Raw genomic sequence first — 15,368 nt, 5'->3', positions numbered from 1 at the left:
AGTCTTTTCTGTTCTCGCTATACTACTGGGGTTCAGTATATTTAAACGCATCGGGATTATCTTGACAATTAATGACGAAAACCTGCGTGCATATCTGCGTGAGTACGGATTTAAATTATAGTATTGATCAAATACTATGTCATTTTTAGCGGTGACATGTTCACCGCTTTTTAATATTCGATTCGAAGAATCGGATGTAACAAAAATTCCCAAAATTTGCTCTGAGAGTTTTTGTTCAAGATGTCAAAAAGCTATAGTCCGAGGTATGTAAAAGAGTTGTGACAGTAGAAGTAGATGTTATATTTGAGGTTATGATGACACAATTAGAACTAAACTTCCCCAATAAAACTCTACAGGAAAATGGTAAAAAACTACGGTAGTTGATAGTTGGCGAGTTTGCAGAATGGATCTAAGCGGAATTAGTTAGATTTGCTAAACTTATTGCAGAAAAAAAATGTGATTGAAAAATAATAATTGATATGTTGCTATTACTAATCAGACTACTGGTTGCGCTAAATGTGAGTGGTGACCACACTAAAATATAACTGTGGTCGTGGGTGGTGCTAGTTTGCAATATAGCCAAACTAACTCTTGAATGAGAACAGGTGGACAAGGTTAATAAGAGTAGTTGGTTACACTAATAAGAATATGCAGTTAGGTTTAAATCGTAATACCGTCAATCACTGGTAGGCTATCTTCCTGCAAGAGATTTATCAGTATCAAATAAACCAGAAAAATCTTTTGTTTGGCTTAAAAGTGGCCGTGGTACCTTAAAGCGACCAGTTTTTGGTATCTTTGAAAGGCAAGGGTGCGTCTACACCGAGATAATTCCTGACTGTAAGAAAAAGACCTTGCAGAGTGTTATTCTCGGTAAAGTAGGACTTGATGGTGTCATATACTGGATGGTAGGCGCGGTTACAATGGTTTGGTAGATGTTGGCTATGCCACACATTTCAGGGGCAACCATGGTAATAACGCGTTTGCCCATGGTCATTGCCATATCAATGGTATTGAGTCTTTCTGGAGCTTTACCAAACGAAGGCTGATCAAGTTTAATGGTGTTACTGCTAATTTTTAGCTTTACTTGAAAGAGTGTGAGTGGAATTAGAGCTCTGATGATCTACAAAGCTATCTTTGGAACTTGATTAAGTGATTTTATCCAAGCTCTGCTAGTCAATACTCTATTACTAGACAGAGTTTAGACTCAATCTTCTCTGAAGTTATGAATCAACTGACGCTTAGATGTATATGATATCTAAATACAGCACAGCTAAATCATGGATAATTTAATGGTGGGTAGCACGAGATTGATATCTTCGAGAGGTTATACCTCTCCCTGTATTCCCTCAGAGAGCGTATGGAAATTTGTTATAATGTAAAAATCAACTAGTATTTATTTGGATTTTAAAATGGCAACTGCTGAACAGCTTAAGAACCTGATTAGGGCTCACTATCAAAATGATGCTAGTAAGTTTCAATCAGTCTCTTTACAAATAGCTGCTAGCGAAGCTAGAGCTGGTCATCATAAAGTGGCAAAAGAAATCAAAACCATAATTGATAAGGGTTCACCAGTCCAAAAGAATTTTGATAAAAATGCTGTAATTCTATCATCCCAAAATGAGCTAGATGGTAGTCTCCAGCTTAAATTCACTTCTGTAAAAAAAAATGAGATTATCTTTTCAGAAAGGGTACAGCAGCATTTAGAAAAAGTAATTAAGGAACATAAAAACATATCTAGTCTTAGAGAGTTTGGCCTTACTCCGCGCAGAAAGTTACTGTTCCATGGTCTCCCGGGTACTGGAAAAACAATGTCAGCCGCCATGCTGGCTACTGAATTGAATATGCCCTTCTATTCGATTCTACTTGATGGGCTGATTAGCAAATTTATGGGAGAAACAGCCGCCAAACTCAGGTCAATTTTCAATTTCATATCAAATAATAGAGCCGTATATCTTTTTGATGAATTTGATTCTATTGGATCATCTAGAGGGAATGGTAATGACATAGGTGAGATAAAGAGAGTTCTAAACTCTTTTTTGGTTTTTTTTGAAGAAGAACAATCAAGTAGTATCGTTATCGCAGCCACAAACCATATAGAAGCCCTTGATAAAGCTCTTTTTCGACGTTTTGATGACATCATCGAATTTGACCTACCCGATGAAAAAGAAATTCAACAGCTTATCGGTAATAGATTTAGTAAGTTTAATTTTAAGGTCAAGGACTGGTCAGAAATATATACAGCATCTAAGAATTTAAGCTACGCTGAGATTACAAAAGCATGTGATGATGCGGCAAAGGAAGCAATTCTTAGTAATAATAAAATTATTGATAAGAAATTTTTACTCGGATCTTTGAATAGTAAAACAAAACTTTAATTCATCACATGAAAAAAAACAAATCTCATCTTTTTTTTAGTACTACAGAACAATACGATTACTATGCTCAACCTTCAAAAGGTGGAGGACTAGTATTATCAAATATAAAAAATAATATCGAGCATGGAAATAAATTGCTTGATCAATTGGAAAAATCCATACAAAAAATTAATTCGACTAAGCTGGCTTTTAACAATGAAACTGGTAAAGGAGTTTCTCCTCTTGTATGTGATAAAGGGATTTTTTTAAGTATTGTTAGTGACCCTGAGGAAGAACTTGATGCAAGTAAATTTGATAATACTAGTTTTAAACTTAAAACATTAAAATATGAAGATAGTAGTCAGGTTATTACTTTTTATACGAGCAAAGAAAATCAAGATAAGTTTAGCCAAAAGATACAGCAATTTATAAATGAAAAAACAAAAACAGAGAAGCCCAAAAACCTTCAAATGTTAAATAATGTATCCAAAATTAGACCATCAACACTTGAGGATCTATGGAATGACGATTTAAAGCTTTTACCAGAAAATGATGATACTGTTGCATGTGAAATATGGATATCATTTAGTGATGATGAGGAGAAAAATCAATTCATATTGAGAGTAGGTGATGATTTAAGTTTCATTAGTAAATCTCACATATCTTTACCAACTATTACTATTTTCAAAGCAAGAGCTACACGACGACAGCTTGAAAAATTAGTGACTGACTATCCTGATATAATCGAATTTCGTGTATCTACTGAAAGTCCAAGTGTTCTTATTGAAATGGAACCCCGAGACCAGCTTGAGTTTACAGAGGACTTTAATAATCGTATCAGGCTAAATGATGATGCGAATATTTTTGTCACCATATTGGATACAGGCATTAACTACAATAACCCTATCCTAAGAAAAGTTTGCAAGGCAAGTTATTGTGTCTCGTGGGATAGCAAATGGGCTAATTATGATGATCAGTACATTTCGTTATCACCCGTTTATCACGGCTCATATCAAGCTGGCGTGGCCGCCTACGGAGCCAATCTTGTAGATTATTTGATGAGTAGTGAATCGATTGAACTCACACATAAAATAGAATCAGGTAGAATCTTACCACCACCACCACTTGCTAACCCCGAAGAGCTATATGGTGCGGTCACACTTGATACTATCAATAAATTGGTTGTCGATAGGCCATATTCAAAAAGAGTGTATAGCTTAGCTGTAACTAATCCTAGTTCAGGTCATAATGGATATCCTACTTCTTGGTCAACAGCTATCGATAATTTCTGCTTTACAGAATTCCAAGAAAATTCTGATATTTTTGTCATCTCCGCAGGAAATGCCCCAGGAGTCCAAAAAGATTATTGGGAAAATGCAAGATCTGCTCGAGTTAACGATCCAGCCCAAGCTTGGAATGCAGTCACTGTAGGTAGTTATACTAAACTATATGATGCAAAAGGTATAAATAATCCAATAATTTGTTCTCAAGTTAATGATATAAACCCAACGACCTCAAGCTCTCATGATTGGGAGTGGGGTGATGCGCCATTTAAACCAGATATTCTTTGTGAGGGAGGAAACCGCTTAATACTCTCCGATGGCTCAATTGATTTTCATGAGGACTTATCTATTTTGACGGCCTCAGGCAAAACACAAGGAAACTTATTCGCTTCTCATACAGATACAAGTGCTGCTACTGCAGAAGCTTCATATATTGCTGCGAAAATCATGTCAGTTTATCCAAATGCCAAAGCCGAAACGATTAGAGGTCTACTGATTCACTCTGCGGAATGGTCTGCCCCTATTAACGATAAGTTGAGTGAAATAGCTAAATTGGATAACTCAAAAGGAGTAAAGAAAGATCATATAAAACAAATTTTTAAGGTGTGCGGATATGGAATACCTAATCTTGAAAAAGCTATCGCTAGCAAAAATGATAGGCTAACATTGATTATAGAATCATCTTTAAAACCATTTGATCAAACTGCAAATTTCAAACTCAATCAATTCAACCTTCATGACTTACCTTGGCCTACGAAAGTTCTCAATGAACTTCCTCTTGATTCAAAAGTAAAAATGACTGTTACGTTATCTTACTTTGTTGAACCCAATCCAAGAGTTTCAAACATTAAAAGCAAATATGTTTATAGATCACATGGTCTTACTTTTAATCTATGTAAACCGGGGCAGAATAAACAGGACTTTATTGATAGTATAAATAGGAGCGATCATCGTAGTGAAAATTATACTGAACATAGTTTCTCTCATGGGTGGTTCTTTGGGAGCCAACTACAAAAGTATGGATCCATACATAAGGATTACTGGGTCGGGACAGCTGCGGAACTTTCACAAGTATTTATGATTGCGGTCAAACCCGTGACTGGCTGGTGGAAACAAAATAAAGATGAAGAGCGCTGTACTAAGTATGTTAATTACACATTAATAGTCACTCTTGAAGTTGATAACATTGAAGTGGATATTTATTCCGAAGTAGAAAATAAAATTAAATCTGTCATTAAGACTCCAGTTATCATTGAGTCTAATGAGTAAGACTACATATAATCCTTAGTTTATTTATATAGCAAATACAGTGATCTATTACTTACTGTATTGGATATTATGTTTGTAACGTATGAGTACTCTCGGAAATATGATGATTTTAAAGATCCCATGATGTCGAAAACTCTCTTGAAGAGATGTTGCTTATGTCAAAACATTACCCCCACTAAAGATGTCATTCATACTGGAAGAATCTTAAAGCTATGAAAGTTAAATCGTTTCAAAGGCCGCTAGAGTTCAAGAATCAAGAAGAGCAAAAAGCGGTTTATAGCACCAGTGATCTACGCTCTGTGATCCATGACCAGACTAAAGCTGCTTTTGCCAGCACGATAAATAGAGCAGTAAGTGCTGGCGTGCTGCATCGTGTTACTAGAGGTCTTTTTGTTTTTACTGGAACAACGGCATCGAAATCTCATATCAGCACCCAAATAGTGGAGACCTTTCGTCCTAATGCAATTAGCTATATCAGCCTAGAGTTGGCTCTTTCAATGTGGAGTGTCATTTCTCAGATACCATTTTGTGCCACATTGATGACTACAGGCCCAAGCGGAAAAATTGACTGCCCAATTTATGGAAGGTTCTATTTTTCCCACACTACACGTGATGTTGGAAAAGATATCAGAAATAAAAGGATTATCGTCTATTCAGACCGACTTCCCTTAGCAAAGCCTGATATTGCTTTACGCGACTTAAAAAGTGTTGGGCGCAATACGCATTTGGTCGATATGGAGGCCTATCAAGAAGCATTAAAAGAGGCATCGTAAATGCACCCTTTTATGGTGCAGTCAGTTGTATCAACTCCAAATATAAAAAGTAAGTTTTCTAATTTAATATGCCATCAGCAGGTATAGTAATATCAGTCATAAAAATAATAAGAGGAATGTAGAAGAGTATATCGTAGCGATTCTCTCCATTTACCAGCAACTGTATCCTGTATTCATCGGCCGTATTTTTTCTAATGGATGAAAAATTAGGGTAGTGCTCTCTAAGATAGACAATTGCGTGGTTTTCATCAGCCCCGTGCTTTACCCTCCTTTTGTTACGTTTTTTGCTCAATTCAGTATTGGATGCATTAGAGATGACTGTGCCAGTTAAGCCCTTTTTACGACTCAATTTCGTTCTTCTTATGAATAGAATTTCGCACGTATAATCCCCATTATTCATGCGAACTATGTCATCAGGGTTGGGGAAAATACGACACAGAATTTCAATCAGATGCAAAAGCTCATCAATATTTTGCCCTGTACTACGTATTTCATTGTTGTCCCATCTGACTAATTTGATCAATCTATTAACCAGAAAGCCATAGTCTCGGGGGCTTTCCATACGTAGTTGGCGAATATTAGATATCACCGTATCTAAAATAGACGACGTTATGGGTCCCATTTTTAGCGGAACAGTGTCACAGAGTTTCTTTCTCGGGTTAAAAAGGTGAATGTTGACCCTGGTTTTCCCAAGAGGTGGGAGGGGATATTTCAACCTGTGGAAACGCCGTTTCATCTCCGTATGATTTCTTTCAAAAGGGCTTTTGTCCTTCGCAGTAGCATTTTCATAGGGTGATAATGCGCCATACGATTTACCGCTATCCCGATGTATTTTTCTGGCCTGAGTCGAAATATTTCCCCGTATCTGTTGAAGCTCAGTTTCCAGTCCAGCCAGCTTGGTTTTTTCCTTATCTATTTTTTTCTGCTTGCGACCAGTCTTCGGGTTCGGATTCTGATTTACGATCTTTTCTATTTCATCTACCTGATTACTGATGTCGCTCTCCTCATCCATTAGGTATAACCAATTTAGGAAATACTCTATTTTAAAATTTCTAAACATTGGTGGTAGGTCAAGAGTTGGATCAAGTGGCTCATGGCCTGTTTTCCTGTTTGCCGTAGTTTCAAATGATGTTCTGGCTCTATCATGCAGATCCATATACAAAAAAAGGCTGATATCATTCAGACAAATCATCGAATGATCATTATTGTTTGTAAATTTGCGTAACCTGTTTTCAGGCCACTGTGTAATGTTATATACCGCCCGCATAGGAATTAAATCCTGGCATCGAGCGAGGGTATAGGTCAGATTCAGCCATCCATAGGCAAAATAGTGTAGGAATGTAACCTCGGGCGTTAAATGGCCCGCCTCTCGTGCACCAACGATAAAATTCTCCTGTTTGTTTATATGCGCACCTCTAAAACTGAGTTGCATACGCTCAACGTCCTCAGCCGTATAATCTGTCAGCGACTCGACCAATTCTGGATGACCGCCAGATGCCAGCATAAAATTCGAGAGTGCAGCGTGACGAAACATGTGAAAATTAATTCTCTGATATCGTGGCAAAATACCTCGTAATAGTTCACTAATGGTATGGATCAGTGTTGTTTCTGGATAACGGTCCTCACTAAAGCTCACCCGAGCAAATAGCGGTTTCTTATCAAATGGTGATATTGTTTTGAGTACCGTTTTTAGAAAATTCAGCTCGCTAGGTAGCAGTAGTCCCCACAGTGGAATTCGGCGTTGAGCAGAGGTGGTTTTACCCCGTGTATTTTTTGTCAAATAGGGTTTGTCGGTATCCAGACCTGTAAAATGTTCTATAGTTATCCCTAGCAACTCACTGCGTCGCATACCTGTTCTATATGCAAGAATAATAAATAATTTCAGTATGTTTGCATCAAATGACAGTGCTTTATTGCACGCTGTCAGTAATGATTGGTATACATATGGAGATAGAGCATTGCTGTTGACTATTGTTGATTTTATGACGCGTAAATACTGATGAATATTTATTTTTGGCACCGCAGCCTCATTATTATCGGCATAGTGGTCAACCAAAAATGAATGCCAACGTTGCAGCGCGCTGTACATCGCGCCCTTGGAGTCGTCTTTCTTCGTATCCTGCGTAGATTCGTCATCGTCATCGTCATCGTCATCATCGTCATCTTCAGCATCCAGACCACGATTTGGGTCCATTGAAAATCTAGCTAATCGCCTGTAAAGAGCGATAAAGTCGTCTTTATCCCAATCCGTGCAGTCCGAACTATTATCCGCAATCATCAAGATATGGCATGCTTGGCCAAAATACTGTTGTCGCGTACTGGTAACTACATCTCTCATAGACATATACCAATGGGTCAAAACCTGTCCCAGAGGTGATAGTACGTTTTTTTCTAACAGTTCGGATACAGCCTCCAAATCTGGTGGGAGGAGTTCGGCATTTTCAGTATCTGCAGGCGCTAAATTAGTTATAGCGCCTGGATTTGGTGGTTCGGGTTGCTGGCGCTCTTTTTGGATTTCTCTGGCTCTTTCAGCAAAAGCGCGTCTAATCTGCTTGGCATCAGAGTGGTCACAGGTAGGGATTTTTTCACGAAAAACCATCGGCGGTTCGGCGTTTTTCCATTGATCGGGCATTTTAGAGATAAATTCAGGTTTTTTTGTCAGGCTAACGATATTCAACCAATTATTTTCTCGTAGCCCTACCATCTGGATGCGGGCACCAGTGCTGAGGCAACTCATGGCAATAGGTAGCGGATGTATTTCTCTAGTTTGTTGAAAAAATAAACCCTCCTGCCGCATTAATCGGTACAAAGAATTGATTCGCTCAGCTTTATAGCCGACATATTTGGCAATGACTCCTAGACAGTCCTTGGGATCCTTTGGAAATTGTATTGCCTCAGAGATTTTTGCGAGCCGGACGATCCACATTCGAGTCATATTTCCGATGACGATCTGTTGTACGCTACGAACCAAATTATCCTCTAGAGCGCGGTAGCCGATACCCCGAGAGGATGAATAGTCGACTGTGGTAATAGTGGTATGGTGGATAAACGGCCGCAAAACTGGGCTTGTGACGATTATCTCCTCCTCATCCTCACTCGATTCAGCGTCTAGATTTGGTTTTGCGTTATAGGCATCAGGGTATAGTTTTGTATGCCAGTGCGCGATATTGAATAAAAATGCCGTCAAAATTTCTTCATCTTTTATACCATCCCATAGCATTGCACTGAAAACCATCCATCCTAAAACCTCTTGATGGGTATAACGATCACAGGTCTCAAAAATTCGTAGTGCTGTGGCTGCCAGTCGATCAAATTCATTCGTAGATTCAAAGTCTTTCGGGCCAATACCTAATGGCGTACGGACCTTGGTTTTTTTATTTTTATCTAACTGTTTGATATATGATTTCATCTCCCTGTGATATTCAGATAGCTGCCCATAGTGATGTTTGTGCACCCATGACCTGATCAAATTTTCCATGGTTGTTCGCTCGTCTTGGGACGAGGTGTTGTCATGCACCCACTTATGCGCGCGTTTCACAAATGATGCAATCTGTCTGCGATGAATAGGTCGCACTCTAGGGAAATGAGCCTCACACAGACTACGGATACATTTTTTCGATTTACTCAAGTAGTTCATTTTTCTCTCCAGAGTTATACACGATCCTTGAGCGAACAATGGGAATCACAGAGTTCATACAAACGCCTATTAGACCGTAGCCAGGAATTCATCTAGATTTTTCCGTAATCGTGTATTGGGAGTGTGTAGAGGTCGTAGATCGAGATCATCAGCCAGATTATTGAGGAATTCCCGCGCCTCCTCTAGATCCGCAATCGATGCACTTGAAATATGTGCAACCAGTTCTGCCTGAGGATTTTCATGTCCAAAAATTTGATTAATAATATTTTCATTAACATGGCTATGTGCCATAGCAGTCCGTAAAAAATGCCGGCTCCAGTTCAGAGGCATGTTGTGATATGTATTCATATATATCTGAATTAATGAGACCCTAACCGGTTTCAGGTAATAAATTTCATTGCCTTCCTCATCATGCTTAATCCCCAAAAACGCCAGTAGTGTCGATTTACTTAGTTCAATATTCTCTATGCCTTCCAGCATCTTTGTATTGGCTCGTCGTTTGAGTTCCTGGAGTAGCGATTTATATTGGCTGATGATTTGTACAGCAAGTGTCGCAAGTGGCACGTACCTGGGTTGGCGTACTGACCGTGAGTTTTTGTCATCCAGCATGACAAATGGACGTCCATTCAATCTATATGATTTCAGCCGACCGGGTGATTCATTAATAGTGCGGGCACCTGTCAGTAGAAGCAAGGCGTGCCAGACATATATAATCATTCTGTTATAGCGTGCGATGGGGTGGGTTTCTGATGTATAGTCATCATATAGTCGTTTCATGAGGTTTTTTGCGTACCCCGGTCGCATGGCAACTCTGCTCCCGACATAATAATCCTGATTTCGTTTGGCCTCTATTTCGATATAGCGTGTCGAAAAATCCTGTCCGTTTGCCAGAAAATCAATGGCCTGTTGGTAGTGATTCAAAATTGTGCCGATGTTGTCGCTGGTATAGTAGAGCCCAATTGATCGACGTGCAGGCACACCACAGATAATATCTGCATAGTGATGAGATCCTGTATACCTGAACAAAACAGTGTGCAAACAGCCCTCAATTGCCCCAGTCGTGACCCGCTGCTGTCCAATTCGCGGTTTTAGGTGAAATTTGCGGATTCTCTCTAGACTGCGCATCACATTTATTCGATATTTTTCCTCATCCTCCCCGTGTGGCCGATTCGAACGATGATTCAAAAATACCGTGCACAGCCAGGTTGGGATGGGTATAGGTAGCCATTCGGCATTGGTGTACAGGTGTTTTTTGTTTTCCGCAGTTTGATATCGTACATGCAGTGGGACATAACGAGACCGCATCAAATAGATCACGGGATCATTGGTATTATCTATTTTATCAGCCAGTCTATCTTGGAACGCCCGTGACAGGAGAGTATGGATTGTAACGCCTGTAATGAGGGAAATTAGCAAACAAGCGTGCCAAGCGGCCCCCCGATCATTGGCCTGAGTTCCCTGTGATAATACTGCAAAAATCTCCTGATATTGTTCTGCAGTAGGTCGGTATGGTGCGCTAGGTAATGCCAGAGCCCGGTTACTGATATGAGTTTGCTGTGTTGTAGTTAGTGTGCTGGTAGCGGCATTGGCAATATAAAACGGTGCCGCCTCATATCTTGGTTCAATAATTAGGGTTGCATCCTCTTCCCTGTCGCTGTCTGTATGCGGGGAAAACAGTTGAGTATGATGTTCAACCAGGTTGTCCCATGACAGGTCACCGACTAGATGCATGATCGTCATGGAAAAATTTAAATATTTTATTTTTTCCCACATCCGTAGTGAAAGACCTGTTTTTTTCAGTTGTCCACGTAGGATCTCCCTATATCGTACTTTGGTATAACCCTCATAGGATCGGCTAGTGTGATAAAACAGGGTCTGCGCGAGATGCTCTGCACTATACACACTGTCCGGATACCCTCGAGTATATCTAGCTAGGTTGGGAAGTATAAATTTATCAATCGTTTCGATTAGGATAAGTGCGAAAGGCCTCTTAAATCGGCTGGGTTTGAGGCTGTTTTCAATGGGTGGGGAGAATGATTTTAGAAATAAACGTATGAGTCGGTCATATAGTATTCGATTATTTCCGGAGAAATTGTCGCGCTTCGACAATATGCTACTGACATGATTTAGGATCGCAAGTTGGTGTTCCCCACTGATTCGGTTAGCCGGTGGATTATGAATACGATCCAAAAAAAAGACCAACTCACGATCAATTAAATCAGGGAGGATATCGACATACGCACCGAACCCATTTACTAGCCGATTATGCAGCTCCTCAATAATGTCATTTGGCACAATGCCAGGATCATATTCATACATCAACCAGTTTACGAGGCGTAATAGTGGTCGACTATCCATCCTCTCGGATATCGTATTCCATGTATCTAACGAGATTTCTTCCGTGTTGCTGATCATCCGTGCTTCTCCATAATAGACCTTAAAATGATTCAATATCATTGTTTTATAGAAATACTATGTCTTATCTATGGTCTGTCGGCAACATTTATTTTCATACTGATTGATAGCAAAATGCCTACATTTTGTATTACTGAATTGGAATATATGGCTTTAATTTTTTAAATTGTTTTTATTTGTTCTTATTTATATTAAATAGTTCAAGGTGAGTGGGTAGCAGGTGACAAGCCCTGATTGGCTCGCTTTCTTACCGCCATACTGTTGTAACAGGATCACCGGATTCCACAGACAGTATAAAGAGATTATGTTAGTTTTCCGTATGGATCATTGCATGCACTAGACGTTAGTCCATACTACAGTTCAGTATTTGTCACTGTAGCAACAAATCTGACTATCCGTTTTTCTATTGATCCACTCTAGGATCAATAACCTGTATTGGTATAAAAATGTGGCCTGATTATTTTAAGAAATGAGTGTTTGATATATGTGTATTTACAATACTATTCCTTAGAGAGGCATAACACTTACACAGATCGCCAAAATCTTCTTTGAGAGAGCCTACATACGTTATTTCTAACCATCTTTATTATTTTCATTACTGCTAGAAAAAGGTTTAATACTGAGTTGATATAATACATAGGCTGGAAGCAACAAATATATAACATTGCCAACTAGACGGGTCATTATGGACTGGTTATCACTGGCAACGATCATAGCCAGAGCTGTTTGTAGAACTCCCAGCAGAATAATAATGCCAACCTCATCTCTACTTTGACGTTTCCAGTGCTTTTTAAATTGTCTTATAAGCAATAATGAAGATCCAAGCATAATCACAGCCATAAGTATATCTAGATTGTGTATATTGGCCATAGGAATATATTTGTGCAAATCCATTTCAGTGGGGGCGTGAAGATAGCCTAACTCAATCATATAGAGAGTAATGAAACCAGAAATTGCTCTTGTATCGTCAGGTTCAAAGTGAAAAATGGGAGCTTTATTTCTCCTTGCCCTGATTTTCGCTGAACACCACATTACCCCACAACCAATAAGCGCACATAACGCCCAAGGTAATATGAACCAGAATAGTTCTGCCATAGCCTTAATCCATCTCTATAAATTCAAAGTCGTATTTTATGTAATTGTTTTTAATTGTCTTGATTCTTACAGTTAAGAGCCATTCCAGATAAACAGAACACTGCCTTCATTTTTTTCAAAATTAAAGACACAAAAAAGCCACTTTCAAATGAAAGTGGCTTTATAAATTCTGGTAGACACGATTGGACTCGAACCAACGACCTCTGCCATGTCAAGGCAGCGCTCTAACCAGCTGAGCTACGCGTCTATGAGTCGCGCAATTATATAGACTGAACTTTTATTGATCAAGCTTTTTTTGGATGAAAATTGTTTTATTATATTTAGTTCCTTCATACAGACATCGGTTCTGAGCCAGGCAAGGGTATAATGGTTATAATTATGATGCCACTAAATTGTATATACGACCCAAACCTAAGCTTAAATGGTTAGATTAAGATCAAGCTGTCACATCATAGCCACTGCAGGTGAATTCCCCCACGAGCCAATACACTGGTACGGAGTACAGTACGTGCCGGCTTTCCATCACCTGCAGAAAATGATGTAGAAGAAGCACTGGATCTCAATCAGCTTTATATTCAGCATCCCGCAGCAACTTTTTTATTCGCGTCGATTATGATGCAAACAGCATGGCAGGCATCGGAATTTATCCCCATGATATTCTCGTTATTGATCGCTCTCTTGCAGCTCGTCATGGTGATATTGTGATTACGTTGATCAATACGGAATTCACGGTCAAGGAATTACGCCTTGAGCCTCACCCTCACCTTTTGGCACATCATGAAGATTATCCACCGATCAATATTGATGAAGACAACAACTTTGAAGTTTGGGGTGTAGTCACCGATGTTGTTCGCCAGTTGTGACGCAGGAAAGGTTAATGAGATTTGCGCTGATTGATGCCAACAGCTCCTACGCAAGTTGCGAAACAGTTTTCCGTCCTGACCTACGTAATAAACCGGTAGTTGTTTTATCGAATAACGATGGGGGTATTATTGCCCGTAATGCCATAGCCAAAAAGCTTGGTATTCAGATGGGTACACCCTATTTCAAGGTTAAACATCAACTGGCTCGTCAGGGTGTAACTGTCTTTTCTTCTAATTATGCCCTGTATGCGGATATGTCTAACCGCTTGATAACCACAATTTCTGAATTGACACCGGCTCATGAGGTGTACTCCATTGATGAATGCTTTGCGACTACCGATGGTTTACGTGATCTTGATCAGCTTGGTATCGAGTGGCGACAAACCATTGAGCAATGGACGGGGCTTGCTGTTGGTATCGGGTTTGGCCCCACAAAGACTCTAGCCAAACTGGCCAATTATGCCGCGAAGCGTTGGACTGCAACTGGTGGTGTAGTCGATTTGTCTGACCCGCAACGACAAAAGCGATTGATGGCTTTGGTGCCGGTTGAAGAAGTCTGGGGTGTTGGACGTCACCTGAGTGAATATTTGGTCGGATACGGTATTCATACCGCATCGGATCTTACCAGGCGCAATCCAGGATGAATCCGCAAGCAATATAATGTCGTATTGTCGAGAACTGTGGCGGAGCTGAATGGGCATTCGTGTCTTAGCTTGGAACAAGTGCGTCCTGCAAGGCAACAGATTATCAGCTCTCGTAGCTTTGGCACGCCAGTTTGTGATCAACAGTCATTAGGTGAGGCACTGGCAGAATACACCATTGCCAGCAGAATGGTAGCCTCACCGGCACCCACTGCTGATACGCGCGATCTTGTCCATACAGTGATGTCGGTTTTGCCGACCCTGTATCAGGAAGGGGTTGCATACAGCAAAGCCGGTGTGGCGCTATCACAAATCATCAGCACCCATCATCGCCAACCAGACCTATTTACAGTTGGTGGTATTCGTAATGACGAGCACCTGATGTCGCTACTCGATAACTTAATCACGGCAAAAGGCACAATATTTATTTGGCCGCTCAAGGCATGAATCAACCTTGGGGTATGCGTCGTGATAATCTTTCTCCAGCATATATACCGCATTTATGAAATTCAACCATACCTTGATAAAAGGTGGGGTAGTCTCTGCCAGATCTGGTGAAACCAGGATTATCAGGATCTTGTGAAACTCGAAAGAGGCTCTTATTTCTTTTCTGGATTTAGAGCAAACTCTATCTAGCTATAGGGATAGAGAGGGATAGGGAAGCCTACCATCCGTTGTTTCCTTAAGTAATGTTCTGATATAACCGGCTAAGAGAATACAGCCCAAAAGAGCACACATAACAAATCGTAAGGCGGTGTCATGATAGCGCCACACTTCAATCACACGATGGCCAATTTGCCGACAGTTGCGTGAGATACAATAAGATGGCTGTAAATCATTGATTCTAAAACAGACGTTTTTGCCAGTCGATGCCGTCAATCCAGAAAGGGTGTGTAACTATCCCATTTTTTACACAGCGTGCTCGTAGAATTTAAGCACTCATTTTGTATTGAATTGGAGTCATATCATTGAGCGAGTCATGTGGCCGCTCTATGTTGTATAACTCAACCCATTGCTCCGTTTGTTCGGCCACCTCCC

At 40.0% G+C, this 15,368-nt stretch carries 8 protein-coding genes, 1 tRNA gene and 1 pseudogene; 5 read left to right on the top strand and 5 right to left on the bottom strand.

From position 1 onward, the window contains the following. The first annotated feature begins 1,409 nt into the window (after positions 1-1,409). The 3 genes from KRX19_11490 to KRX19_11480 all read left to right on the top strand — a co-directional run bounded on the left by KRX19_11490 (position 1,410) and on the right by KRX19_11480 (position 5,679). Positions 1,410-2,375 (top strand): ATP-binding protein, encoded by a 966-nt coding sequence (locus KRX19_11490; protein ID MBV7435641.1) that lies wholly within the window; start codon positions 1,410-1,412, stop codon positions 2,373-2,375. 8 nt (positions 2,376-2,383) lie between these two features. Beyond that, on the top strand, positions 2,384-4,906 hold the full coding sequence (locus KRX19_11485) for a S8 family peptidase (GenBank protein MBV7435640.1): 2,523 nt from the start codon (positions 2,384-2,386) through the stop codon (positions 4,904-4,906). A 212-nt stretch (positions 4,907-5,118) separates the two neighbouring features. Next, a complete protein-coding gene (locus KRX19_11480) occupies positions 5,119-5,679 on the top strand; it encodes a hypothetical protein (GenBank protein ID MBV7435639.1) in 561 nt (186 codons plus the stop codon). Positions 5,680-5,737: 58 nt separating this feature from the next. On the opposite strand, the gene KRX19_11475 is transcribed toward KRX19_11480, so the two are convergent. The 4 genes from KRX19_11475 to KRX19_11460 all read right to left on the bottom strand — a co-directional run bounded on the left by KRX19_11475 (position 5,738) and on the right by KRX19_11460 (position 13,073). Continuing rightward, positions 5,738-9,157 (bottom strand): site-specific integrase, encoded by a 3,420-nt coding sequence (locus KRX19_11475; GenBank protein ID MBV7435638.1) that lies wholly within the window; start codon positions 9,155-9,157, stop codon positions 5,738-5,740. Between the two features lie 228 nt (positions 9,158-9,385). Further along, a complete protein-coding gene (locus tag KRX19_11470) occupies positions 9,386-11,731 on the bottom strand; it encodes a hypothetical protein (GenBank protein ID MBV7435637.1) in 2,346 nt (781 codons plus the stop codon). A gap of 573 nt (positions 11,732-12,304) precedes the next feature. After that, a complete protein-coding gene (locus KRX19_11465; protein ID MBV7435636.1) occupies positions 12,305-12,826 on the bottom strand; it encodes a hypothetical protein in 522 nt (173 codons plus the stop codon). Positions 12,827-12,996: 170 nt separating this feature from the next. Then, positions 12,997-13,073, bottom strand: a tRNA-Val gene (locus KRX19_11460). A gap of 379 nt (positions 13,074-13,452) precedes the next feature. Here KRX19_11460 and KRX19_11455 point away from each other — a divergent pair. Both KRX19_11455 and KRX19_11450 read left to right on the top strand, forming a co-directional pair. Next, positions 13,453-13,689: a hypothetical protein gene (locus tag KRX19_11455; GenBank protein ID MBV7435635.1), complete on the top strand. Its 237-nt coding sequence runs from the start codon at positions 13,453-13,455 to the stop codon at positions 13,687-13,689. A 14-nt stretch (positions 13,690-13,703) separates the two neighbouring features. Further along, a pseudogene (locus tag KRX19_11450) lies at positions 13,704-14,836 on the top strand (DUF4113 domain-containing protein). A 425-nt stretch (positions 14,837-15,261) separates the two neighbouring features. Here the strand turns inward: KRX19_11450 and KRX19_11445 are convergent. Then, on the bottom strand, positions 15,262-15,368 hold a 107-nt coding region (locus KRX19_11445), incomplete at its 5' end, for a transposase (protein MBV7435634.1).

This window comes from Cardiobacteriaceae bacterium TAE3-ERU3 (assembly GCA_019218315.1).
GTDB lineage: Bacteria > Pseudomonadota > Gammaproteobacteria > Cardiobacteriales > Cardiobacteriaceae > JAHUUI01.
The sequence above is the reverse complement of the archived record's forward strand: the minus strand, read 5'-3'. Positions and strand labels throughout refer to the sequence as shown.

What these genes read in the sequence shown, in the direction of transcription:
- KRX19_11490 (MBV7435641.1), top strand. Translation starts at nt 1,410, where the DNA reads ATGGCAACTGCTGAACAGCTTAAGAACCTGATTAGGGCTCACTATCAA.
- KRX19_11470 (MBV7435637.1), bottom strand. Translation starts at nt 11,731, where the DNA reads ATGATCAGCAACACGGAAGAAATCTCGTTAGATACATGGAATACGATA.
- KRX19_11485 (MBV7435640.1), top strand. Translation starts at nt 2,384, where the DNA reads ATGAAAAAAAACAAATCTCATCTTTTTTTTAGTACTACAGAACAATAC.
- KRX19_11475 (MBV7435638.1), bottom strand. Translation starts at nt 9,157, where the DNA reads ATGGAAAATTTGATCAGGTCATGGGTGCACAAACATCACTATGGGCAG.
- KRX19_11465 (MBV7435636.1), bottom strand. Translation starts at nt 12,826, where the DNA reads ATGGCAGAACTATTCTGGTTCATATTACCTTGGGCGTTATGTGCGCTT.
- KRX19_11455 (MBV7435635.1), top strand. Translation starts at nt 13,453, where the DNA reads ATGGCAGGCATCGGAATTTATCCCCATGATATTCTCGTTATTGATCGC.
- KRX19_11480 (MBV7435639.1), top strand. Translation starts at nt 5,119, where the DNA reads ATGAAAGTTAAATCGTTTCAAAGGCCGCTAGAGTTCAAGAATCAAGAA.